The sequence below is a fragment of the Flavobacterium sp. CF108 genome, from assembly GCF_900129795.1.
In the GTDB taxonomy this organism is placed as follows: domain Bacteria; phylum Bacteroidota; class Bacteroidia; order Flavobacteriales; family Flavobacteriaceae; genus Flavobacterium.
Genome location: NZ_FQWW01000007.1, coordinates 107,385 through 131,663, shown reverse-complemented (window position 1 = coordinate 131,663; position 24,279 = coordinate 107,385). Strand labels below are relative to the sequence as shown.

15 protein-coding genes are annotated in these 24,279 nt (G+C 34.9%); 8 read left to right on the top strand and 7 right to left on the bottom strand.

Features of this window, described 5'->3' with window-relative positions:
• The first annotated feature begins 83 nt into the window (after positions 1–83).
• Together BUE10_RS18550 and BUE10_RS18545 are read left to right on the top strand one after the other, a co-directional pair.
• The gene (locus BUE10_RS18550; RefSeq protein ID WP_073487530.1) at positions 84–1,280 is read left to right on the top strand and encodes a hypothetical protein; all 1,197 of its coding nucleotides are present in this window, start codon (positions 84–86) and stop codon (positions 1,278–1,280) included.
• On the top strand, positions 1,273–3,630 hold the full coding sequence (locus BUE10_RS18545; RefSeq protein ID WP_073487529.1) for a hypothetical protein: 2,358 nt from the start codon (positions 1,273–1,275) through the stop codon (positions 3,628–3,630). Before BUE10_RS18550 ends, BUE10_RS18545 begins: the two co-directional genes overlap by 8 nt.
• Before the next feature lie 87 nt (positions 3,631–3,717).
• On the opposite strand, the gene BUE10_RS24135 is transcribed toward BUE10_RS18545, so the two are convergent.
• From BUE10_RS24135 to BUE10_RS18535, 3 genes are all read right to left on the bottom strand, one after another.
• The gene (locus BUE10_RS24135) at positions 3,718–3,858 is read right to left on the bottom strand and encodes a hypothetical protein (RefSeq protein ID WP_177178048.1); all 141 of its coding nucleotides are present in this window, start codon (positions 3,856–3,858) and stop codon (positions 3,718–3,720) included.
• A gap of 139 nt (positions 3,859–3,997) precedes the next feature.
• Entirely contained in the window at positions 3,998–5,254 is a 1,257-nt protein-coding gene (locus tag BUE10_RS18540; protein WP_073487975.1) for a retropepsin-like aspartic protease family protein, read from the bottom strand.
• Positions 5,255–5,482: 228 nt separating this feature from the next.
• A complete protein-coding gene (locus tag BUE10_RS18535) occupies positions 5,483–7,933 on the bottom strand; it encodes a hypothetical protein (protein WP_234984767.1) in 2,451 nt (816 codons plus the stop codon).
• A 368-nt stretch (positions 7,934–8,301) separates the two neighbouring features.
• Here BUE10_RS18535 and BUE10_RS18530 point away from each other — a divergent pair, with 368 nt between their 5' ends.
• Positions 8,302–8,718: an OsmC family protein gene (locus BUE10_RS18530; protein WP_073487527.1), complete on the top strand. Its 417-nt coding sequence runs from the start codon at positions 8,302–8,304 to the stop codon at positions 8,716–8,718.
• A 220-nt stretch (positions 8,719–8,938) separates the two neighbouring features.
• Complete coding sequence (locus tag BUE10_RS18525) at positions 8,939–9,706, top strand: alpha/beta hydrolase (protein ID WP_073487525.1); 768 nt, start codon at positions 8,939–8,941, stop codon at positions 9,704–9,706.
• Positions 9,707–9,813: 107 nt separating this feature from the next.
• On the opposite strand, the gene BUE10_RS18520 is transcribed toward BUE10_RS18525, so the two are convergent.
• The 3 genes from BUE10_RS18520 to BUE10_RS18510 all read right to left on the bottom strand — a co-directional run bounded on the left by BUE10_RS18520 (position 9,814) and on the right by BUE10_RS18510 (position 12,119).
• On the bottom strand, positions 9,814–10,785 hold the full coding sequence (locus BUE10_RS18520; protein ID WP_073487523.1) for a hydrogen peroxide-inducible genes activator: 972 nt from the start codon (positions 10,783–10,785) through the stop codon (positions 9,814–9,816).
• A gap of 354 nt (positions 10,786–11,139) precedes the next feature.
• Positions 11,140–11,625: a MarR family winged helix-turn-helix transcriptional regulator gene (locus BUE10_RS18515; protein ID WP_073487521.1), complete on the bottom strand. Its 486-nt coding sequence runs from the start codon at positions 11,623–11,625 to the stop codon at positions 11,140–11,142.
• A 2-nt stretch (positions 11,626–11,627) separates the two neighbouring features.
• Complete coding sequence (locus BUE10_RS18510) at positions 11,628–12,119, bottom strand: GNAT family N-acetyltransferase (RefSeq protein ID WP_073487520.1); 492 nt, start codon at positions 12,117–12,119, stop codon at positions 11,628–11,630.
• 253 nt (positions 12,120–12,372) lie between these two features.
• Between BUE10_RS18510 and BUE10_RS18505 the strand changes: the two genes are divergently transcribed.
• From BUE10_RS18505 to BUE10_RS18495, 3 genes are all read left to right on the top strand, one after another.
• A complete protein-coding gene (locus tag BUE10_RS18505; RefSeq protein ID WP_073487518.1) occupies positions 12,373–12,717 on the top strand; it encodes a winged helix-turn-helix transcriptional regulator in 345 nt (114 codons plus the stop codon).
• 250 nt (positions 12,718–12,967) lie between these two features.
• Positions 12,968–13,222, top strand: a complete 255-nt coding sequence (locus BUE10_RS18500) for a hypothetical protein (RefSeq protein WP_073487516.1) — start codon at positions 12,968–12,970, stop codon at positions 13,220–13,222.
• Positions 13,223–13,904: 682 nt separating this feature from the next.
• Positions 13,905–14,462 (top strand): phage tail protein, encoded by a 558-nt coding sequence (locus BUE10_RS18495; protein ID WP_177178047.1) that lies wholly within the window; start codon positions 13,905–13,907, stop codon positions 14,460–14,462.
• A 13-nt stretch (positions 14,463–14,475) separates the two neighbouring features.
• Here the strand turns inward: BUE10_RS18495 and BUE10_RS18490 are convergent, their stop codons facing one another.
• A complete protein-coding gene (locus BUE10_RS18490; protein WP_073487512.1) occupies positions 14,476–15,486 on the bottom strand; it encodes an SAM-dependent methyltransferase in 1,011 nt (336 codons plus the stop codon).
• A gap of 97 nt (positions 15,487–15,583) precedes the next feature.
• On the opposite strand from BUE10_RS18490, the gene BUE10_RS23920 reads away from it, so the two are divergent.
• Positions 15,584–24,271: a T9SS type A sorting domain-containing protein gene (locus BUE10_RS23920; RefSeq protein ID WP_091290704.1), complete on the top strand. Its 8,688-nt coding sequence runs from the start codon at positions 15,584–15,586 to the stop codon at positions 24,269–24,271.
• Positions 24,272–24,279 lie beyond the last annotated feature (8 nt).

The window sequence follows — 24,279 nt, the reverse complement described above, 5'->3', positions numbered from 1 at the left end:
AATAATTTAGCAATCGAAATATTTTAATTCTTAATTTAAGAAAGCTTTTACCTCTTGAATTAAAATATTAAAAATAAAACACTATGAGAGAAATAAGAATCAAAAATTCTATTAAACTTTTCGAGGTTGATAAACTTTATGATCAACTTAATGAAATGCCAAATGAAGTAATTGACTTAAGACTTCCTAGATACATTGAAAAATACTTCTTTAGTTTAGCTCCAAGTATAATTCAATTTGTTGCTACTTGGATAAGGTCTGACAAAAAAGGCAAATTGATTATTGATCTTAATTTAGATGACTTTGAAAATACAGAAAAATATTATGAACAGGAATTTTTCTTTCCAATAATTTCTCTAGCTTGGAATGAAATTACAATTTCGAATCTTTCAGGTGATAATCTTCGCCCTTTTTTAAGGCCGTTTCAAAATAAATTCATTGTAAAAATGAGAAAGGCTGAAGCAATGAAAGGAGAAAAGCTACTACTTATTAACTTAGATCATTTTGATTCACAAAGCGGTATTTTAAATTTTTTTGAAGAAAACGGTTCATTTAATATAAATGAAAAAGAATTAGAGACCATACTAAAAAAACCAATTCTTGAAAAAGTTATTAAATATCAAAGAAGCAAAATAGAAATAGAGCGGAAATTTAATCATATCATAGGTATCATTTTTGAACTTATGAAGAATACGTTTGAATGGGGTAAAGAAGATGAATTAGGAGTTCCTTGGAATCCAAATATTAGAGGGTTATATATTAGATCATACAAAAGACCACAATTAAGTATATTGAATGATAATTTTAGCGATGATATTATAACAGACTATTTCTCACATCCATCATTAGAGACCAACAATTCACAGCAATTATTTTTTGTTGAAATTTCAGTTTTTGACACTGGTAGCGGTTTTATAAAAAAATTTCATAATAAAAACAACGTTACAGATGATTTTTCTATATTAAAAAGTTGTCTAATAAAACATCAAACATCTTCTATAGGCAATTTAGAAAATGATAAAGGTATTGGTTTAGACAGAATTTTAAACTTACTTGACGATCATGGTTTTATACGAATTAAAACAGATAAATATTGCGTATACAGAAATATGATAAAAGATCGTTACAGATTAGCTGAAAATTACAATCCTGATAAAATGCAGATATTTGATTGGGAAACGGGATCGGAAAACATATTATCTTCTAAATATCAATGCTCTGGATCTATAGTTAGTATTCTTTATCCAATATCATTCACTAATAAACAAGAACATGAATAGTTTCTATATATTTAATCTAGAATATAAAAAGAATTCTAAGACAAAGGAAACTGCTACTGTAATTTTTTGTCCCGACCCTACAATTGACACTTTACAGCTCCAAACTGAAATAAAGGATTTTTATTCTAAATATTATCAAACTGAAAAAACAATATTTATTGGAGGAAAATATATTATTGATTTTGCAAATATCATTTTAAATGGCAAAGATTTAATCTTTAAACATGTTCCTAAAATCGATAATTCTATTTTTTATAAAAATTTGCATATTTTAGTATTTGACGAAATTGGTGAACTAACACCTATTATTAACGATGATCTTAATACTTTTCAAAGCCTCAAAAATTTTAGTAAAGTTTATTTATCAAAAGGAAACCAAAATTTTTTCTTAAAACATGAAGGTTTAGTTGAATCAATTGGAGATTCACAACACTATGTTTTTCCCTCAGGAAAACACAGTCAAAGATTTCTAAGAACTGCCAATGTACTTTTGTACAGTTGCGAAATAACGTTTTTAGCACTCGGTCTCTTAAAACAATTTAGCAAAAAAGATTATCGTTATATATATTGTGATACTTCCTCAATAAATTCCGTCGCTTTATCATTGATTAATTTAAAGAATCGTTTCATATCTTTAGAAAAACAAATAAATTACCCTATTAATAGTTTTAAATCATATGAAGGCTTATATGATGAAAAATTCCAATTGAGACCTAACTCATTTGTAATAATTTCAGCATCAACATCAGGGGGTATAATTGAATATATAATTAAAAAACAAGCTGCAATAACTAAAGAAGATGTAATAATTTTATTTTATCTTGAGAACAAAAATCCTAGTGAAGTAACTAAAGAGCAAGTTGTTTGTAATTTAACTAAAACAAATGATGATAATCTAAATGGTGTTGATCCTTATGAAACATATACAAATGAAAAATGTGATTTATGTGATAATGGCTCTTTTCCTATTGAAGTTTCTGGAGATGTTTTTTTACTCGAAAAACCTAAAGTCAATAGCATACTTATTAATGGTTCGGACATTGCTCTCCCAACATCTTCAAAATTTATAAATCAATTTATTTCAAGTGAAAAAAAAGAAAGTATTCTAAAGGTTAATTATAAAGACAGCGATCAAGGATCTAGTAGAAAATATGAAATTTATATAGATTACGAAAAAATAATTAACAATTTCGATAATCATAGATTTAAAGATCATAAAACAAAACTCGATGCTCATATTGATCAATTTGTGCCAAGTAATTTACATTACATTATTCATTTAAATGATGATTCATCAAAACTTTTAGCCGAATATATTCTGCATAGAATTACGCCTAATTATGTAGAGTCAAAAATTCCAACATTACTAAGTCAAAATAATTTCTCATCAATAGAGCAAAAACCGTCAGGAAGTGTTTTAATAGTATCATCTTGTATTTCAAATGGAAAAAATTTACTTTATCTAAATCGAGCATTAAGAGATAATAATTTACGTATAATTTTCTTTATCGGGATTAATAGAATTTCGAATCCTGAAAATATGAAATTTCTGAAAACAAATTTAAAATATGGTGACTATGGGCCGGAAAATAGTACTTTTATTGAGGTAGAAACCATTTCATGTTCTCATTTATCTGAATCTAACTCTTGGCAAACTGAATTAAACTTTCTTCAAAAACATATTAAGAATACTGATGACGAAGAATTAAAATCTTTTCTAAAAGATCGTGAAAAAAGTTTATTAGGATCTGATTCAAAAGAAATAAAAGGTTTATCTAACGAACTTTTCCTTCCGAATCTTTTTTCTCCTACTAACTCAATATTAAATATTAGACGTAACTCTGCTTTTTTTGATAGGGAAGATTATGCTGAACATGCATCACAATCAGATGTTTTTTTTAGCATTGCGTATGTTATTAATCGTCTTCGTAATTCTAATAATTTATCCCACATCTTGCAACAATCATCTTTTATAAGAAATCTTTTGTCTCCTGCAAATTTCAATAGATTTAATGACGGAATTATTCAAGCAAGTATTATACGTAGTGCGAGAAATGAAGAAATGAATTATGCGATTGATTCTGTTTTATCTAAAGAAATGAAAGAAATTTTGATAACAATTTTTAAATATCGTACACAGCCACAAGGAGAAGCTTTGTTAGAATTTTTATATGCTATAGCAATTGGAAAATTAACTTTAAAAAAAGGAGATATAATAGAAATTTTAGAAGAATTAAATGGTGAAGCTGATAAAAGAATATTATTCTATAAGACAGTAATTGAAAATAATTTAAAATCAAAAAAGAAAGATATTATTGATTTCCCAGAAGACCTTTTAACTCAAAATTAAATATCTGAACTCGCGCGCCAACAGAAGAAAAATTATATAAAAAGAGACAGTATAAAACTGTCTCTTTTTTCTTGAAATCATAATTCATCAATCCTTTGGTTTGTGATCATGTTCTTTTAAAGGCGGATAATCTTCCTTTTTTTCAGGAGTTACACGTCTTCTTTCATCTAATGATCCATCTTCCTTTTTCGGTTTTGGACCAGGCTTAATTGCTTCAATTGTTTCCATTAATGCATTTTTTAAATTAAACATTTATATTAAGATTAGAAATTTAAACTCCTACTCTTGGAAACAAATAACATTAATAAATTCAAGATTATATTATGGAAAACCATAACTCAAAATATATTTAATACAGTCAGAAAACTCAATTTTCCAACCTTAAATAATTCCCATCAAAACTAATCACAACCTTTTCAAATTGTCCCAGCACATCTTGCCCAATATTTCCAAAATTTACTTCGCCATAAACGCCATAATCCTTTTGGTCAATTTCCATTTTTGGGAGTTGAATTAATTTTTTTCCAAGATATATTTGCTGGTCTTTTAAAACCAAAACTTCTGTAGAAACTACTTCTGCACCCGCGCTGGAGGATTTAGACGTTTCTAAAGTTCCCATACGGTCAAGATCGGTTTTGAAGGTTTCGTAAAACGCTTTGTTGAAAAGGCTTTCTTTGGCTCCGCTGTCAAAATTAAAAGGCAGACTTTTGCCTTTATAAGTGAGCATTACAATCGCTCTAAGTTCGTCTACAAACAAGTTTTTTTCGGTTGTATTGGTCTCTAATTCTTTAGAAAAGGTAAGTTTATCTTTTTCAATCGTAATCGTTCCTAACTCTTTAACTATAGGAAAACCAATAATTCCGTTAATGACATAAGCGCCATCTGCAAATGTAAAAGCCTTATCAGGATATACTAAAAACACTGCATTATGAATTTTCAATTCTCCTAAATTAATTTCGGGTGCTGCGCCTATACGAACTTTGTTTTTTTGTCCCGTAAAGCTCGCCACCGAGATATTATTATCGGGCAGGATTTTAACTCCCATTTTCTTCGCCATACTTTCGGTCATACAGCTAATTCCTGCTCCAGTATCAAAAACAAAACTAGACTGCGTTCCATTTGCGGTAACTTCTGTTGTAATTAAACCTGCTTTGTCTTTTATTGCAGCAATTGAAATTGTCAAAAATTTATCAATTGTTTGTACGCGTGTATTGCGTAAAGTCTGCCAGATTCTCTGTGTGTTTAATTCGTCTTGAAGTTCATCTTCGGTATACTGTTTATGAAATTTAAGGGTTAAAACTTTAGAAGCCGTATAAGCCAAATTGTAATTAAAAAGTTTTATATAGTTGTCATTCTTCAGCTTTGCAAATTCGTAACTATTGGTGAGTTCGTTGTTTTTTAAACTGTCTAAATACATATTTGACAACTTCGGTTTATTGCAGACATTGGCATATAATCCTTTATAGAAATAATAGTCTCTGCCTTTTTCCTTATTGTTTAAGCTGTCCATTTTAGCATACTGATGCTGTTTGCTTAATTGTTTTAAAGTAGTGTCCGGGTTGGTTTGTCCTAATGCTATTTGCATTGTGAATAAAAGACAAAGTAAAAGTTTGTTAGAGTTCATTTGTCTGATTTTTTTATTAAATATAGGGAATTTGTTTGTTTCAGGTTTCACCGTTTGTCAGGCTGAGCGAAGTCGAAGACCAGTGTCCAATTGGAACGTCCCTTCGACTTCGTTCAGGGTGACAACTCATTTCACTTCTAACTTCTAACTTTTAACAATAAAAAAATCAGGTCTGGCATTATTACTACCATTCCTGATTTTCCTCTTATAATCAACCTTTACTTTTATTTATCTTCTGCCCCTAAAGCCTCCGCCGCCTCTAAAACCACCACCACCTAAACCACCTTGATGCTGGAAGTTTTGGAAATTTCGGGTTTGCGATTCTCCGCGATCTCTGGATAAAGCAGATCGATCGAGATCGTTTGTTACATCAGGACGTCCTGCTTCGCCAAGCAGTTTATTTGGCTGTCCAAGTGTTTGCTCTGGTCTTGAAAGGTTATCACGCTGCGCACCTTCACCCAAACGGTTTTCTCCACCAAGGTTTTGATTTGGTTTAGAAAGATTATCGCGTTGAACTCCTCCTCCATTTGCACCGAGTCCTTGACTTGGTTTATTACGTTCAACAGCTCCGCCAGATTTGTTTGTTGAACCCAAAGTACCGGCTTGTGTCCAGCCTCCGTTGCCATTATTATAATGGCTCCAGTTTCCGTTAGCATCTTTTTTATACACATGTCCGTCGTGACCTGCATATACATTATTGTTGGTATGAATCGTGGTTCCCCCTCCTCTGTTATGTGTAATTACACCTTTATTTCCTCCAGAAGTTTCGTAACCAATTGCTGTTCCGCGTCTGGTTGTAACGTGTCCTGTCTGCACCCATTGATTGCCATTTGTCGCAGCAGAATGTCCCCATTGCGCATAGGCATTATGTCCTTGATTGGTTCTGGCATAATTTCCCGTCCACGGATTATAAGTACTTGCAGCAGTTCGACCGCCATACCAGCCCTGTACACTTGCTGAACGTCCGTATCTTCCCGTTGCCGGATTATACCAGGCTGAAGTTCCTGCAGCACCATAAGGTCCGTAAACACTTCTTCCGACAGCATAACCACCAGTCCACGGATTGTAAACTGCTCCACCACCATAAGCATAAGGCCACGGACGATAAATAGGATATAATCCGCCATAATATACATAAGGCGGATAATACCATCCTGTACCATACGTTAATATAGCGCCTACTGTAGCACCAATAATAAAAGCACCTAAATATCCTGCTGTTGAACTGCTTTCGACAGTTGTATCGGTTGTGGTTTGCGTAACATAGGTTACATTATATACGGGAGAACTCGGCGGAATGGTATAAATTTCTTTCGGAACAGAATCGGCTGTTTTCCAAGGCCCGTTAGGACTTGTCGACATGAACCAAACGGCCTGAAAACACAAATAATACAAGTCGCCTACTTTTATAATTTTCTCCTGCGTATTGCTTGCGTATTGCATTTTTGTGCCTTCAATAGGTTTAAACTGCGGTGCTCCGTCATAGGTTACTTTTGCTTTAGCTTCTGCATCAGCTTTCTTTAAAATGGCAGTTGTGGGAACTTGTGCCAGCATTACTGCATCTTTAGCTTCCTGTGTTCCCGGTACAGAGGACAATACATTTGCTCGTGGAGAATCTTTAGGGATTCTGGCAAAATCAGCAGGAAGATTATTGCCGGCATAAGTCCATGGTCCTGTCAAATCTTTAGATTTAAACCATCTTCCAGATAATAGAACATAGTATTGACCATCGGCTTCATTGGCAAAAACATCATTTTCGGTATTGTCAATGTATAATAATTTAGTTCCGTCAATTTTAATAAATTTAGGATTTCCGTTTACGGCAATCAATTCAGCAGGTTTATTGCTGTAAAAAACTTCAGGAACTGTTCCGGTTGAAGGAGGCGGAATCATCTTTTTAACATCATCAAAATTTTGTCCCGAAGGCAGATTAATTAAACCCGAAGGCAGTTTGGCAGTTTTTGTCCATTTACCTTCTATATTTTTTGAAGTCAGCCAGACATTATCGGCCAATAAATAATAATCTTTAGCTGTTTTATCAAAAAACAAATCCCAGTTTGTGTTTACTACATATTGTATATCTGTTTTTTCTACAGGAACTAAAACCGGTTCTCCCTGCACTATTAATAAAACAGCAGGATTGGTGCTGTAAAAAATTGCGGGAGGATCGTTTTTAGCTGCAATTCCTTTTGCAGGGCTTTTGGTCTGGCTTAAATCTGCGAGAATGCGATCTACAGAAATTGGGTCTCCGCTTTTAGGGAGTGTTTCTTTAAATAGTTTTTCCATTTCGGGAACTTTCTTTTCGTCTAGAGCAGGAAAACGCACATCGGTTACCTGAAGGTTTTTAATATAGGCGCTTCGGTTGTCTTTATCTACCAACGTTTCGGCTTTTAAAGAAGCTACACCTATAACTTGTTTTCCGTCTTTTGGAGTTAAAGAAAAAGCCAGTCGGGCTGTAATTTCTTTATAATCTTTCCAGTCATCTACCTGAGGCTGATAATAAACGAGTTTTGTACCGTTGTTTTCAGCTTCGCGAGGCCAGCCGTTATCGACAAATGCAGCATTGGCAGTATCAGACTTTACATCTTCCGGATTTGATTGAGCAGTATCTTTATCTTTTTTGCAGGAGAACAAAACTGTACTCAAACAAACTACAATTATTAGAAAAGCTTTTTTCATAAATTTAAAAGTTAGATTATTCATTAAAAATTTATTCTCTGGGGTATTCCTGTAAAATTGTTTCGAATAAAATTAAATCCATAGAACATATAAAACTATTATTCATGCATTTAGTTGGTTTCAAATTCTAACTTGAAACCAAAAAACAGAGAAATAATCTCTTTTCTTTTTTAGATTTAAAATTTATCAGAAAAAAAATATAATCTAAAGTTTTGATCCAGCCCTCTAAAATTGATGATTATAATTTATTTTTATAAGTGTTGAAAATTATTAATTTGATTAATAAATAGCATCACCATAAATTTGTCTCATCAAAATCAAACAAATGATTTGATCATCTTAAAAAATAACTTTAAAAAATAGAAATCATGAAATTTACAAGAAGAGCAAACGCAAACTGGAAAGGTACAGGAATGGAAGGAAAAGGTACTATTAGTACTCAAAGTACGACTTTAGATAATGCACAACTATCTTTTAAAACCCGTTTCGAACAAGGTGTTGGAACAAACCCAGAAGAATTAATCGCAGCAGCACATTCAGGCTGTTTTACCATGCAGTTAAGCTTTTTATTATCTGAAGCTGGTTTTGTTCCAGAAGATTTAGATACAACTGCTAAAGTAACTTTTGAAGACGGAACTATTACTTTAATTCAGTTAGAGTTAACTGGAAAAGTTCCTGGAATCTCAGCAGAAGATTTTCAAAAAACAGCTCAAAAAGCAAAAGAAATTTGTCCAATTTCTAAACTTCTTAATACAGAAATCACATTATCTGTAACATTAAACTAATTAAATATCAACAACTTTAAATAAATTCCAATATTAAAATTCCAAATTCCAACTGCTGTAAATAAAAAGCCAACGCAATCTTGTCATTCTGAGGAACGAAGAATCTTCGTAAGAAACTCTCCAAAGATTGGAAAAAATTGGTATTTGGAATTTCAAAAAATTGGAATTTCATTATAAAAACAACACAACAATTTAAATCAACAATTTAAAATATATTATTATGAAAACAATCAAAAGCTATTTAGCATTCGCAGCACTAATCTTTAGTCTGTTATTTACAACATCAAATGTAAACGCACAAACTGCTCCACAAATTAAAAACGTAGTATTGGTACACGGTGCTTTTGCAGACGGTTCTGGATGGAAAGGTTTGTACCAAATTTTAACTAAAAAAGGGTATAATGTAACTATTGTTCAAAATCCGTTAAGCTCTTTAGAAGATGATGTTAAAGCAACAAATTTAGCCTTAGACAAACAAGACGGACCAACAATTTTAGTGGGGCATTCTTGGGGCGGCACTGTAATTACAGAAGCTGGAAATCATCCTAAAGCTGCGGCTTTGGTTTATGTTGCCGCTTTACAGCCTGATAACGGAGAAAACTCTATTCAATGGTTACAAACTGCGCCTCCTGCTCCAGAAAACGGTGTATTGCCTCCAGATGATAAAGGAATTGCTTATTATGATAAAGCTAAATTTCACGCTGGTTTTGCAGGCGATTTAAGTAAAGAAGATGCTGATTTTATGTTTGCTTCACAAGGTGCTTTTTATGCCCAAGGTTTTGGAACTCCAATTACTAAAGCAGCTTGGAGAACTAAACCTTCTTACGGAATCGTAGCAACTGAAGATAAAAGTATCAATCCTGATATCGAACGTGCAATGTACAAACGTTCTAACACAAAAATTACGGAGATAAAAGGCAGCCATGTGGTATTTATTTCTCAGCCAGAAGCGGTAGCAAAAGTTATTATTGCTGCTTCGAAAAAATAAATTCCAATTTTGAAATTCCAAAAATGGAGTGAAATTTCAATATTTAAATTCCAAATTCCAATTTTGTTACGAATTGGAATTTGGAATTTTTTTATTGGAATTTACCTTTAAGAAACTTTACTAATAGCTTTTACAAAATACGGCGAATCGTTCCAGCGTATTTTTTTGTATGCGAAATCTTTTTTGAGTGCATCCGGAAGACAGTTCCAAACGGCTTCGTTCATTTTTTCGAGTAATAATTTCTTCGAAAAAGAATCTGAAACTACCAGACTTATTTCCCTTACCGGAATGGGTTCTTTAAAAGGTTTAAAAAGTCCGGATTGTGCTTCGTTTAAAATTGAAAGCTGTGGAATAATCGCAAATCCTAATTGCGCACGAACGAGGTTTTTTAAGGTTTCTATCGAATTGATATCGTAGGTAAACTGTTCCTTAATTTTATCAGATGTTTTTAATCCACAGATATCCAAAAGCTGTGCGTTATAACAATATTCGTGATGAAGGAGCAATAGTTCGGTTTTATCTCCGGGCTGAAGTTCGTAAAAGTCTTCGTTTGCCATTGGGTGCAATTCATTCAAATAGGCTACAAAAGGTTCTTTAAAAATAACATGTTCAATTAAATTGGGATTTCCTGTTGGAGTTGCCATAATGGCCACATCAATCGCGCCTATTTCTAAATCTCTCATTAAATGCCCGGTATAACCTTCTTTAATGATAAAATGTACTTTTGGAGCAGCCTCTTTCATTGCATTAATAAACAACGGAATCAAATAAGGTGATAAAGTCGAGATAATACCGAGCTTCAACTCCCCTTCCATGAGATTTTTTTCATTTACCACAAAATCACGGATTTCATCGGCTTCACGAAGAATTTTTCTGGCTTTGTTGATAATTTCTGTTCCGAGGATTGTTGGCGTTAATGGCACCTTATTACGATCAAAAATCTTAATCCCGATTTCTTCCTCTAAATTTTTTAACTGAATCGTCAACCCTGGCTGTGTCACCATACAGACTTCGGCGGCTCTTGCAAAATGGCGTTCTTCGTCTAAGGCTACTATATACTTTAATTGCTGAATGGTCATTTGTGTAGTTTCTAAGGTACTGAGATGCTAAGGTACTAAGATTTTTTTCTTTTTTGTCGATGGCTTTTTTTTCACTTTTAGCAATTTTTTCACAAAGTTTGTCATTCCTTGTTCCTCAGAATGACAAGATTATTTACTTGTGTTAAAGTTTTACAAAAATACCTATATTTAAAAACCAAAAACATACACTTTATCGTACATTTATTAAATGATGTTAGAGAATGGGCGTAAATTCAAATGGAATTTGTTTTTGGAGCATATTGGGTTTATCATTCTTATAATATCGTTTGATGTTCCACTTAAATATTTTTAACAAAAAAAGCGATCCTAATAAGATCGCTTTTTCCTTTTCTTTTATTTCTGCCCTTCACTTTTTAATTGCAGTGCCCGCTGTAAAAAGCTTTGATGAACAATTTTATTTTCGGCTTCATTAATTGCCTGAAGCAGATTATTTTGATTATCGGCAATATCACTTAGCGCTTTTTTCATAACTTCCCAAACAGGTTTCATCTGCTCAATTAATTCCTGACCTTTTGCCGTAAGCTGAATAAGTCTTTTTCGTTCATCTATTTTATCTTTTTTAGAACGAATCAGTTTTTGTTTTTCGAGTTCTTTTAATAAACTTATAGTTGATGGATGTGTATAACCAATTTCATTGGCAATCTCCACCACGCTTAAAATCTCTTTATGATATAAAGTATAAATTACGGGAAACCATTTGGGTTCAAAATCAATTCCGTATGACTTGTAAAACAAGGCACCGTCTTTTCGCAATTGTTCACTCAGTCGCTGCAATCGTGTCGAGAGGGCCAATATTCCTGATTCGTCTATAATGTTCATCTTTATTTCTTTAAAGTTAAATGACAAAACACATTGTCTGGTGCCATTAAAGGAAAAGCAGTTGGAAGTTTTTCTTTCTCGATTCGCACAAAATCATTCTTTTCGTAAAAACGCAATGCCGCTTCTAAAATTGAAACTGTTCCCAAATATAAATCATCGATTCCGTTTTCTTTACTATGTGTAATTAAAGTCTCTAATAATTTTTGGGCAATTGAAAATTCTTTTCCGCGAAATTCTTTCTTTACAAACATCTTCCTAATTGCTGCGGCATTATATTCAAACTTTACTAAAGCAATTGTCCCTACTAATTCTTCATTTATAAAAGCTCCCCAAAAACCTCCTCCGCTGGCATAATAAAAATCATTAATAGTAAGCAGGTCCGGCTGGTCTTCGATAGTGATAGGAACATTAAATTCTTTTTGCTGAATGTTTAATATTAAATCGACAATAACATTTGAATATTGGTTTTCTATAAGTTTAATTTTTGGTTCCATGATATTTTAATTTTTATATTACAAAACTACGTAGTTAAATACATAAATAAAAACATTTATTCAATTTTATGATATATTTTATACTTTTGTTATGCTATGCAGCGAAGGCACTAAGACGCAATTTTTTTTTCACGCAGATCTGGCAGATTTAGCAGATTATTTTTTGATCAATTTAATTGGTTTGTGCTTATTTTTTTAATCTTCTTAAAAATAACTTTGCGTCTTAGTGCCTTCGTGGCAAAAAAACTTAAATATGGCAAGAAATCAAAAAGAAGAAGTTCAGGCGCTTCAGGATACTTTATATGTTTTAGGCGGAAAATGGAAACTGCCTATTATAAATTCTATTTGTAACGGAAATCATAGATTTAAGGATATTAAGGAAAGTATTCCGGGAATTACTTCGCGAATGTTATCGAAGGAATTAAAAGATATGGAACTGAATAATCTGGTAAAAAGAACCGAAGACCGAGACGCAAAAGTGCCAATTCTTTATGAATCTACTACTTATTGCCAATCCTTTGGACCTATAATTTTAGAAATGATTAAATGGGGAATTTCTCATCGAAATCATATTAAAAATAGAGAAGAAAAAGTTTAAAATATTTCTCATACTAGTAGAAATCCAAGCAGTAATTGGCAATTTATGCTTCTTCTAAAGGAAAAAGCAAAAAAATATTCTCATTTTATTTCTTCCTGATAAAAAGATTTTCAAATCGTTAAACCATTTCCGTAAAAAATATTCTAAAATTCCAGAAAGTCATTAAAACTGAATTATCGATTTAATCGTAAGTACGAAGGATTAGATATTTAGTTGATCATTATTTCTATTAATTTTAAAAAATTAAAACGTGGATAAATTAAGCATTCAAAGATTAAAAAAGACTTTATTATATCTGGAGAGTAAACATCGCGAACTTAAAAGACAAAACGATAGTGATACGCGAAGTATTGAATCGATGATAAAGTATCTTAAAAAGGATATGCTGGAACAGTTTAATTTAACCGATTATGATATCTATATTAAGGAGGAGGCTAAAAACACTGAAATTTTTATTCGCAGTGTCAAAAATATAATAGACGAACATTCGTCTTGTGGAGTTTAAGATTTAGCAAATCATATACTCGAATTATTCTTCAAAACTGTAAACTGTATCAATATCTATCTAAAGATATTCTCTAAATAAACTGTCAGGAACTTTTTTTCGAAAACCTTAATAAGTAAGGTAACGAGGATATAGTTCCTGACAGTTTGTTTTTACTGGTACTCTAAATCAGCATATTATACAATAATATTTTTTATTTGCCTCGAAAAATTCTGATAAATATTTGGTTTTTATTTGTAAGCTTTTATTTATCTTTATTATATTCTTTCTTAGTAAAGAAACTTACAACCCGAAAAGTAAAGGTTAGATCAATTTTGCTTTAACTCTTTATTACGCAAAAAAACCTTATAAAATTTACCTTACAAGCCTTTATACTAAATGCAATTTCATGACAAGAAAAACCTGTTCTATGACATATTTTTCCCTGTTAAGCATGTAGCGATATAATTTTAAACCTGAATTAAGCCCATAAAAGTTTAGCGATTTAATTTAAAAATGTAGGGATTATTTTTTTTAGTAAAATATTCTCTACTTAAAAATCAGGTATAAACACTTGTTTTAAAAACAGTTACATAAAGTAACTTAGCATTTCGTTAAAAAAATTGTCAGAGTTATTTTAACCAAATCTGACAAATTATTAATAATTCTAAAAACTAACATTAACCTATTAAATTAAAAAATTATGGAAGAGTACTTAGGAGTAATCAAAATTTTTGCTGGAAATTTTGCGCCAAGAGGTTTTATGCTTTGTCAAGGACAAATATTGTCTATTGCTCAAAACACTGCTTTATTTTCAATTTTAGGAACTACTTATGGTGGAAATGGTACAACTACATTTGCCTTACCTAACTTACAAGGTATTGTACCAATTGGACAAGGAAACAGCCCACAAGGCGGTACTTATGATCTTGGTGAAACTGCTGGTACACCTAATGTAAGTATTTTAACTTCTAATTTACCTGCTCACGTACACGCTGGTCCTGGTACAATTGGTGTAAGTGCTGCAGATGCAACGATATCTGCTCCTGTAGATGGTGCTTCAATTGCGACGCCTGGAACAACAGTAGCAAGAGCTTTTTCTCCTACATTAGGTTTTACAACGGCTACCCCAAGTGTAAATTTAGCTAGTACCATTACTACAGGTGCAACGGGTGGTAATATTCCGGTATCAATAATGCAGCCGTATTTAGCGATAAACTATATTATTTGTGTTTCTGGTCTTTTCCCATCAAGAAATTAATATTCAGCTTAGATCATTCTTTCAATTTATAAGACCATTGCGGTATTTCGCTGAAATCATATACTAATTGAATTTCTGAGTAATCTTTGATACTGTACATAGATACAAGGCAATAAGGATTTGTTATGTAAGACTCTGCAGTTTTTAACGCTATGTCTTCATATATCTTAAGTTCAGTAAAAATGCATACATCAGGATGATCGGCAAAATTATCTGGCAGCGTATAAAAATTACTTTCAATCACTGAATTTAAATTTTCTCTGCTAAAATGTTCTTTGTTTATTGTAAATAATCTATCAACAAATACATTATGGGAATAGGGCTGCAATTGTTTGTGGCCCTTTCCTTCATATAAGTTTTTTTTAAGGTAAGGTTCAAAATCAAAAAAACTATAGGCAAGATCGATTCTTATTTCTTCGGGAATAAATACCGAATGAGAGGATAACTGCTTCATAATATTTTTTGTAATAGCGACTTGCGGTTCTCGGGTTAATGCATAATGCATAGTTTCAGAAATAGCAAGATCAATACTAAAATCTTCTGGCTTGGTATACGTTACTGCATCTGCTTCTACTAGCTGTATTTTATAATCTTCAAGGCTAAAAATTGATAAAAGATTTTGAACAGATTTAATGGATGAATTATTAATATCTATTAAGATAGCATTAATCCTCTCTTTATTAAATAATGGAAGTAAAGGCAGAATTAAAGCTGCATAAGGCCCGCAGCCGGCATATAGTATATTAATACTTCTCTCCGGAAAATCTGCACATAATTTAGTCAAAGCTTTATGAATCCCTTTAATAAAAAAAACAGTACGCAGATAATCGTCAACACAGTCTGCTGCTCCTGAACTTGACAAAGCAACACCGCCCTTAATAAAAACTTCATTGCTTTCTGAATGTTTAAGCTTTGTATTTTCATTATAAAAATCTGAAAGTTTTTGAGCACTTTCTATATGTTCATTAACTGTATTTGACGCGATGATAGATTTAGCAATAATCGTAAGTTCTTCTTTATACATGTTTTTATAACTTCTAAGAATATGTTTTTTGAAGTTAGAAATATAAGTTAAAAATATAATGCTACAATACTAACAGAATAAATTTAATATCGTAATTATGAAAAAACTCTACTTACTATTAATTCTTCTATTTTTTGCGATGCCGCATATTAGCGCGCAAGTTACAGAAACGTTTGAAAGTTCGACCACAAATGTGGCCACCTTCACGACAAGTGGTAAAACTTTTAATCTAACTTCACCATTTGGATTTTTGGTAGCCTCCTTTCCGGTTGAGCTATATGGTTATAATAAAACTCCAAATTTTATACAGGTATCAGATCCCGCTGTTGCTGGAGCTTATGGACAGACTGGAGTAATTACAGCTGCAAGTGGGACATTTAAAATTAATAATTTTTGGTTTTATATCTCTGGTGATGCAAATAGTAACCCCGGAGCCTCTAATGGAGGTGGAGCAGGTTCTGTTACTTTTAGGGGAAAATTAGCTGGTGCAACACAATTTACTGTTGTAAGAAATACAACTGGTGCTAATACAGGCTTTGCTTTGCCTGGTAATGGTTTTACATTAGTTAATTTTGCTACAGAAGGAGGATCAGATAATACTAACTTTACTATCGATCAACTAGAAATTCAACTAAGTGGTAATTACGATTATTTTGCTATTGATAATTTCACATTTACAGATTCTGCCCCTCCGGCAATTACAACACAGCCAACAAGTAAAACAATATGTTCTGGAGCTAATACTACATTTTCTGTTGTTGCAAGTAATGCAACTTCATATCAATGGCAGGTAAATCAGGGTGCTGGTTTTAGTAATATCTCAAATGGTGTTCCATATTCTGGGGCAACCACTGCGACATTAACTATAACTGGTGGAACATCAGCGTTAAATAGCTATCAATATCGTTGTGTTGCTACGGGAAGTGGCTCAGTAAATTCTAATTCTGCTACATTAACTATTCCAACAGTTATTAGTCCTTCAATAGTATCTCAAAGTAATGTGAGTACATATGGAGGTAATAATGGTTCGGCTACAATAAGTGCTGCAGGCGGAACTACTCCTTATTTTTATTCGTGGAGTCCATCTGGAGGGACAGCAGCTACTGCTTCTGGTCTTACTGCGGGAACTTATACAGTAACTATTACAGACAGCACTCCAAATGGCGGTGGTGGTTGTTCTACAACACAAATAGTTAATATAACAGAACCTGCAGGGGCTTTAGTATCAACGACCTCATTAGGTGCGTTTTCAAGCTGCGGTGGAGCTTCTACTGCGCAGAGTTTTACTATTCAGGGTGGTGGTTTAACCTCAACATTGGACGTACTGGCTCCAACTGGCTTTGAAATAGCTACAGTTGTGGGAGGTCCTTATAGTAACAACATCTCTTTTCCTAACGTAGGTGGTGTTGTCACAACTAAAACAATATATGCACGTTTAGCGGCATCAGCTACAGGAACACCATCTGGTGATATTACTGTTTCTTCAACAGGTATAACAACTAAAAATGTTGCGGTTACAGGAAGTATGAATACTATAAGCTTTACAGCTCAGCCATCTGCAAGTACAATTTGTGAGGGGGCTAATACAATTTTCTCTACAACAGCTTCAAATGCTACAGGATATCAATGGCAGGTAAATCAAGGTGCCGGTTTCGCTAACGTTACAAACGGCGGGGTTTATTCTGGTGCTACTACAAATACACTTACTATAACAGGTGCAACTGCTGGTATGAGCGGATATATCTATAGAGTTGCAGCCTCAGGGTCATGTCCATCTGTAAATTCAAATAATGCTGCCTTGACTATTAACACGGCTCCGGCTATTACAGCGCAGCCATCTGCAAGTACAATTTGTTCAGGGACAAATACTACTTTTTCTGCAACAGCTTCAAATGCTACGGGTTATCAATGGCAGGTAGATCAGGGTGCTGGTTTTGCTAATGTTCCAGCTGCTGCGCCATATTCTGGTACAACTTCTGCTACATTAACTATTACTGGTGCAACTGCAGGATTAAGCGGATACATCTACAGAGTTGTTGCTACAGGTGCATGTACTCCTAATGCAACTTCAAATAGTGCCTCTTTAACGGTAAATCAAGCGCCAGCAATTACTGCACAGCCATCTGCAAGTACAATTTGTGCAGGTGCTAATACTACTTTCTCTACAACAGCATCAAATGCTACAGGTTATCAATGGCAGGTAGATCAGGGTGCTGGTTTTGCTAATGTTCCAGCTGCTGCACCATATTCTGGTACAACTTCTGCTACATTAACTATTACTGGTGCAACTGCGGGATTAAATGGATATGTATACAGAGTTGTTGCTACAGGTTTATGTACTCCTAATGCAACTTCAAACGGTGCTGCTTTAGCTGTCAATTCTGCTCCGGCAATTACAGCACAGCCATCTGCAAGTACAATTTGTGCAGGTGCTAATACTACTTTCTCAGCTACAGCTTCAAATGCTACAGGATACCAATGGCAGGTAGATCAGGGGGCTGGTTATTCTAATGTTCCAGCCGCTGCACCATATTCTGGTACAACTTCTGCAACATTAACGATCACTGGTGCAACTACAGGATTAAACGGATACGTTTACAGAGTTGTTGCTACAGGTGTATGTACGCCTAATGCAACTTCAAACGGTGAAGTTCTTACAGTAAATCAGGCTCCGGCAATCACAGCACAGCCAACTGATAGCTCTATTTGTTCTGGATCTAATACAACATTTAGTGCTGGAGTTTCTAATGCTACAGGATATCAATGGCAGGTGAACTCAGGAGCTGGATTTAGTAATGTTACAAGTGGTGCTCCTTACTCTGGAGAGACTAGTGCAGCGCTTACTATAACTGGCGCAACTGCTGCATTAAATAATTATCAATATCGTTTAATTGCAACTGGAAATTGTACTCCAGCTGCGGTAACAAATGCGGTAACATTACAAGTGTCTGATATAACAGCTACTTCAACACAAGTAGACGTTACTTGTAATGGAGATGCTAATGGTTCACTAGCAGTAGTGCCATCTGGAGGTATTGGATCTTACACTTATCTTTGGTCAAATGCGGCTACATCTTCTTCTATTAATAATTTAGCACCTGGAAATTATATCGTTAGTATAAAAGATGCTATTCTATGCGAAAAAATATTAAACTTTACAATAACTGAACCACCTGTATTAGTGGCTTCTCAGGGAACTATAAATAATGTAAGCTGTAACTCTGGAACAAATGGAACAGCAACAGTATCAGTAACTGGAGGAACTCCTGGTTATACTTATTCATGGTCTCCTTCTGGAGGAACGGCAGCTACTGCTTCTGGTCTGGCTGCAGGAACCTATACAGTTACTGTAACCGACGCTAATGGATGTCAAACTACACAAAGTTTTACTATTTCAGAACCAGCTGTTCTTACGGCTGTACCAACACAAACTGATGTTTTATGTAACGGAGCTGCAACTGGATCTGCTAGTGTAGTCGTTTCAGGAGGAACTAGTGCTTACACTTATTCTTGGTCACCTTCTGGAGGAACTGCTGCAACTGCAACTGGTTTAACAGCGGGAACATATACTGTTACAGTTACTGATGCTAATAGCTGTCAGATAACACAAAGTTTTACTATTATAGAACCTTCTGCTTTAGTAGCATCACCAGTAGCACAAACTAATATAGCTTGCTTTGGTAGTAACACTGGATCTGCAAGTATAAGCGCAACAGGAGGATCGGGAGGATATACGTATTCTTGGTCTCCATCTGGAGGAACTGCCGCTACAGCTACAGGATTAACAGCTGGAACATATACAGTTACAGTTACTGATAGTAATTTATGTACCAAAACACAAAGCTTTACTATAACTGAACCAGCTGCTGCACTTACAGCTACTGCCGGCGCACAAACAGATGTTTCATGTAATGGAGGAGGTAATGGTTCTGCTACAGTATCTGTAAGTGGAGGAACTCCAGGTTATACTTATTCTTGGGCTCCATCGGGAGGAACAGCTGCAACAGCAAATGGTCTTTCTGCAGGTACTTATACTGTTACAGCTACAGATGCTAATGGATGTCAGGCTACTCAAAGCTTTACTATTACTGAACCAGCTGCTCTTGTAGCTAGTTTTGGTTCTCAAGCAAATGTTTCTTGCAACGGAGGCACTAATGGTTTTGCAAGTGTAAATGTTACTGGTGGAACGGGAGCTTACACATACTCGTGGTCTCCATCTGGAGGAACTGCTGCTACGGCATCTGGATTAGCTGCAGGGACTTATACAGTAACTGTAACTGATGCAAACGCATGTCAAACCACACATAGTTTTACTATTACAGAACCTGCTACCTTATCTTTAACACCATCACAAACTGATGTTCTGTGTAATGGTGGTGCAACAGGAACGGCTTCTGTAAGTGTATCTGGAGGTACATCTCCATATACTTATTTATGGTCACCTTCTGGAGGAACTGCAGCAACTGCTATAGGACTAACAGTTGGGAATTACAGTGTTTTAGTAACAGACTCTAATGGCTGTACAAATACACAAAGCTTTACAATAAATCAACCAAGCGCCTTATTAGCTACACAAAGCCAAATAAGTGCAACTTGTTCAACAGGTGGCGAAGCTTCGGTAAGTGTTAGTGGTGGTACAACTCCATATTCTTATTTATGGTCACCATCTGGTGCTACAACTGCAATAGCAACTGGGTTAACTGCTGGAGCTAATAGTGTTGTAATTACTGATGCTAACGGTTGTACAATAACCAGAAACTTTACAATTACTACGACAAACACTTTAGTTTCAACTACTTCACAAACTGATATATTATGTTTTGGAGCTAATACAGGATCTGCTGCTGTAGTTCCAAGCGGGGCACCTGGGCCTTTTACTTACGTATGGGCACCATCTGGCGGAAATACTGATACAGCAACTAATCTTACAGCTGGTAATTATTCTGTAACGATTACATCTTCTAACGGATGTTCTATTGTAAAAAACTTTACTATTACAGAACCAACAGAGATTATAGTAACTCCAAATCCACAAGTAAATGTTTCTTGTAATGGAGGAGCAAATGGATCAGCAGGTGTTACTGTAACAGGAGGAACTGGGGCTTATACTTATTCTTGGGCGCCTTCTGGAGGAACAGCAGCAACAGCAAATGGTCTTGCTGCAGGAACTTATACTGTAACAATACAAGATTTTAACTTATGTACAAAAACACAAAGTTTTACTATATCTGAACCAGCTATTCTTGCTGCAACAACATCTCAAACAGATGTTTCTTGCAACGGAGGAACTAATGGAACTGCTACAGTAAATGTAACCGGAGGAACTGGAGCATATACATACTCTTGGGCTCCTGCAGGAGGAACTGCTGCAACAGCAACGGGATTAAGCGCAGGAACTTATACAGTAACTGTAACTGATGCAAACGCATGCCAGACAACTGCAGCTGTTACTATTACAGAACCAGCTATTCTTGCTGCAACAGCATCTCAAACTGATGTTACTTGTAATGGATTAAATAACGGAACTGCTACAGTAATTCCAACTGGAGGCACAGTACCATATGCTTATTCTTGGTCTCCTTCTGGAGGAACAGCAGCTACTGCTTCTGGATTAAGCGCAGGAACTTATACTGCAACTATTACAGATGCTAACGGATGTTTTACAACACAAACAGTAACAATCACTGAACCTTCTGCCCTTTCTGTAACTTCATCTAAAATTGATGTTTCTTGTAATGGAGGAGCTAACGGATCTGCAACTGTAAATGTAACTGGAGGAACTGGAGCTTATACTTATTCTTGGTCTCCTTCTGGAGGAACTGCTGCAACAGCAAATGGATTAAGCGCAGGAACTTATACTGCAACAATTACAGATGCTAACGGATGTTCTACAACTCAATCTGTTACTATTGCTGAACCAGTAATTCTTACTGCAACAGCATCTCAAACTGATGTTTCTTGCAACGGAGGAACTAATGGAGTTGCTACGGTAACTGCAACTGGAGGAACTGGAGCTTATACATACTCTTGGGCACCTTTTGGAGGAACAGCTGCAACTGCAACTGGATTAAGCGCAGGAATTTATACTGCCACAATTACAGATGCTAATGGTTGTTCTACAACACAATCGGTTACTATTACTGAACCAGCAATTCTTGTTGCAACAACATCTAAAACTGATGTTTCTTGCAACGGAGGAACTAACGGAACTGCAACAGTAACTGCAACTGGAGGAACAGCACCATATACTTATTCTTGGTCTCCTTCTGGTGGAACAGCTGCAACAGCTTCTGGTTTAAATATTGGAATTTATATAGTAACCGTTACAGACGCTAATGGATGTACTACAACACAATCTGTTACTATAGATCAACCAGTAATTCTTGCTGCAACAATATCTAAAACAGATGTTTTTTGTAATGCAGGAACTAACGGAACTGCAGCGATAACTGCAGCTGGAGGTACAGCACCATATACTTATTCTTGGTCACCAGTTGGAGGAACAGCTGCTGCTGCAACTGGATTAAGTGCAGGAACTTATACTGCAACTATTACAGATGCTAACGGTTGTTTTACAACACAAACAGTAACAATTACTGAACCTTCTGCCCTTTCTGTAACATCATCTAAAATAGATGTTTCTTGTAACGGAGGAGCTAACGGATCTGCAACTGTAAATGTAACCGGAGGAACTGGAGCTTATACTTATTCTTGGGCACCATCAGGTGGAACAGCTGCAACAGCAAATGGATTAAGCGCAGGAACTTATACTGCAACAATTACAGATGCTAACGGATGTACTACAACACAATCAATTACTATTGCTCAGCCAGCAATTCTCGCTGCAACATCATCTAAAACTGATGTTTCTTGTAACGGAGGAGCTAATGGATCTGCAACGGTAACTGCAACTGGAGGAACTGGAGCTTATACATACTCTTGGGCACCATCAGGTGGAACTGCTGCAACAGCAACTGGATTAAGCGCAGGAACTTATACTGCAACAATTACAGATGCTAACGGTTGTTCTACAACACAATCAATTACTATTGCTCAACCAGCAGTTCTTGCTGCAACAATATCTAAAACAGATGTTTCTTGTAACGGAGGAACTAACGGAACTGCAACGGTAACTGCAACTGGAGGAACAGCGCCATATACTTATTCTTGGTCACCAGCCGGTGGAACAGCTGCAGCAGCAACTGGATTAAGTGCAGGAACTTACACTGTAACAATTACAGATGCTAACGGATGTTCATTAACTCAAACAATAACTATTATTACAACTCCAGATACAACAGCGCCAGTACCAACTGTGGCTAATCTTCCGGAAATAAGTAATTATTGTGCAGTTTCAGCATCAGATATCGCTATTCCAACTGCTACAGATAATTGTGCAGGAATTCTAAACGGAACTACAACTGATCCTTTAAGCTACAATGCTGTAGGAACTTATGTAATTACATGGAAATATGATGACGGAAATGGAAACATTACGACTCAGCCGCAAACAGTAAAAGTACTTGCTTCTCCATTGAATGCTGTAACTTTTAGCGGAGCTCAATTTACATACGATGGAAATGCTCATGCCTTACAGGTTGCAAATCTTCCAACAGGAGCAACTGTTACCTATTCTGCAAATAATACGTCAACAAATGCTGGTACTTATGTAGTTACTGCTACAGTAACACCATCAGCTAGTGCGTCAAATTGTGCAGTAGTAACACTAACAGCGAATCTTGTTATTAATAAAGCACCACAGCAAATTACATTTAATGCAATTCCGGTTAAAACACTTGGAGTAAATAATACCTTTAATTTAACAGCGGCTTCAAATTCAAACTTAGCTGTTACTTACACATCAACATACACTACACCACTCGCTCCTGCAACAGTTTCGGCTACAGGTGTGGTAAATATGTTAAGATCTGGTGATGTATTAATAACAGCTCATCAAGCTGGAAATAGTAACTATCTTCCTGCAGCCGATGTTTCACAGTTGTTAGTTATCTTAAACAACAATATCGATGTTAAGAGAATCACTATAGGAACAAAAGTTTTTGATAACCCTGGAAAAACAATTTTTTATGTTCTGCCATGTGGTGAAACAAATCCAAATGTTTCTGTCTTAAATGAATCGGGTGCAGTTATAACTCCTTCTGCTAATTTTACAATTCCAACTCCTAAACCGGGAATTTACAGTCAGAATGTAACAATTACATCACAAGATGGAAGTTTATCTGCAACTTATTCTATTGTAGTTGTAAAACCGTTTAATTTCTTTGACATTGTTAAACAGAAATTTAATAACGTGCTTCTTGTAAATAACAATCCACAGACGAATGGTGGTTATGACTTTGCTTCTTATGAATGGTTCAAAAACGAACAGCCAATAGGAACTGGCCAGTATTATTCTGCAGGAAACAGTCTTACTTCATTATTAGATCCAACGGCAGATTATAGTGTAAAAATGACAACTAAAGATGGAAAAGTGCTATATGTATGTGCTTCTAAAGTTACATTGACAAATACGCTGCTGGCTAAAGTTTATCCTAACCCAATTGAAATTGGAAAAGTAGTAACTGTTGAAGCAGATTTCCCTGAAGAAGAATTAGCAAAAATGCAAATTAGCCTTTACACTGTTACAGGTCAATTGGTAAAAACTGTACAATCATCTACAGCTAAAACTGAAATACAATTACCTCAAACAACTGAGAGCAATATGTACATGGTAGTTCTTGAAACGCCTAACATCAAAAAAACTTTCAAAGTAATTGTAAAATAAATAAACCC

Excerpts from the sequence above, each read along its gene's own strand:
- BUE10_RS18505 (WP_073487518.1), top strand. The coding sequence starts at position 12,373 with ATGGCAAGAAATCAAAAAGAAGAAGTTCAGGCGCTTCAGGATACTTTA.
- BUE10_RS18545 (WP_073487529.1), top strand. The coding sequence starts at position 1,273 with ATGAATAGTTTCTATATATTTAATCTAGAATATAAAAAGAATTCTAAG.
- BUE10_RS18520 (WP_073487523.1), bottom strand. The coding sequence starts at position 10,785 with ATGACCATTCAGCAATTAAAGTATATAGTAGCCTTAGACGAAGAACGC.
- BUE10_RS18530 (WP_073487527.1), top strand. The coding sequence starts at position 8,302 with ATGAAATTTACAAGAAGAGCAAACGCAAACTGGAAAGGTACAGGAATG.
- BUE10_RS18515 (WP_073487521.1), bottom strand. The coding sequence starts at position 11,625 with ATGAACATTATAGACGAATCAGGAATATTGGCCCTCTCGACACGATTG.
- BUE10_RS23920 (WP_091290704.1), top strand. The coding sequence starts at position 15,584 with ATGAAAAAACTCTACTTACTATTAATTCTTCTATTTTTTGCGATGCCG.
- BUE10_RS24135 (WP_177178048.1), bottom strand. The coding sequence starts at position 3,858 with ATGGAAACAATTGAAGCAATTAAGCCTGGTCCAAAACCGAAAAAGGAA.
- BUE10_RS18510 (WP_073487520.1), bottom strand. The coding sequence starts at position 12,119 with ATGGAACCAAAAATTAAACTTATAGAAAACCAATATTCAAATGTTATT.
- BUE10_RS18540 (WP_073487975.1), bottom strand. The coding sequence starts at position 5,254 with ATGAACTCTAACAAACTTTTACTTTGTCTTTTATTCACAATGCAAATA.
- BUE10_RS18535 (WP_234984767.1), bottom strand. The coding sequence starts at position 7,933 with ATGAAAAAAGCTTTTCTAATAATTGTAGTTTGTTTGAGTACAGTTTTG.
- BUE10_RS18525 (WP_073487525.1), top strand. The coding sequence starts at position 8,939 with ATGAAAACAATCAAAAGCTATTTAGCATTCGCAGCACTAATCTTTAGT.
- BUE10_RS18490 (WP_073487512.1), bottom strand. The coding sequence starts at position 15,486 with ATGTATAAAGAAGAACTTACGATTATTGCTAAATCTATCATCGCGTCA.
- BUE10_RS18495 (WP_177178047.1), top strand. The coding sequence starts at position 13,905 with ATGGAAGAGTACTTAGGAGTAATCAAAATTTTTGCTGGAAATTTTGCG.
- BUE10_RS18550 (WP_073487530.1), top strand. The coding sequence starts at position 84 with ATGAGAGAAATAAGAATCAAAAATTCTATTAAACTTTTCGAGGTTGAT.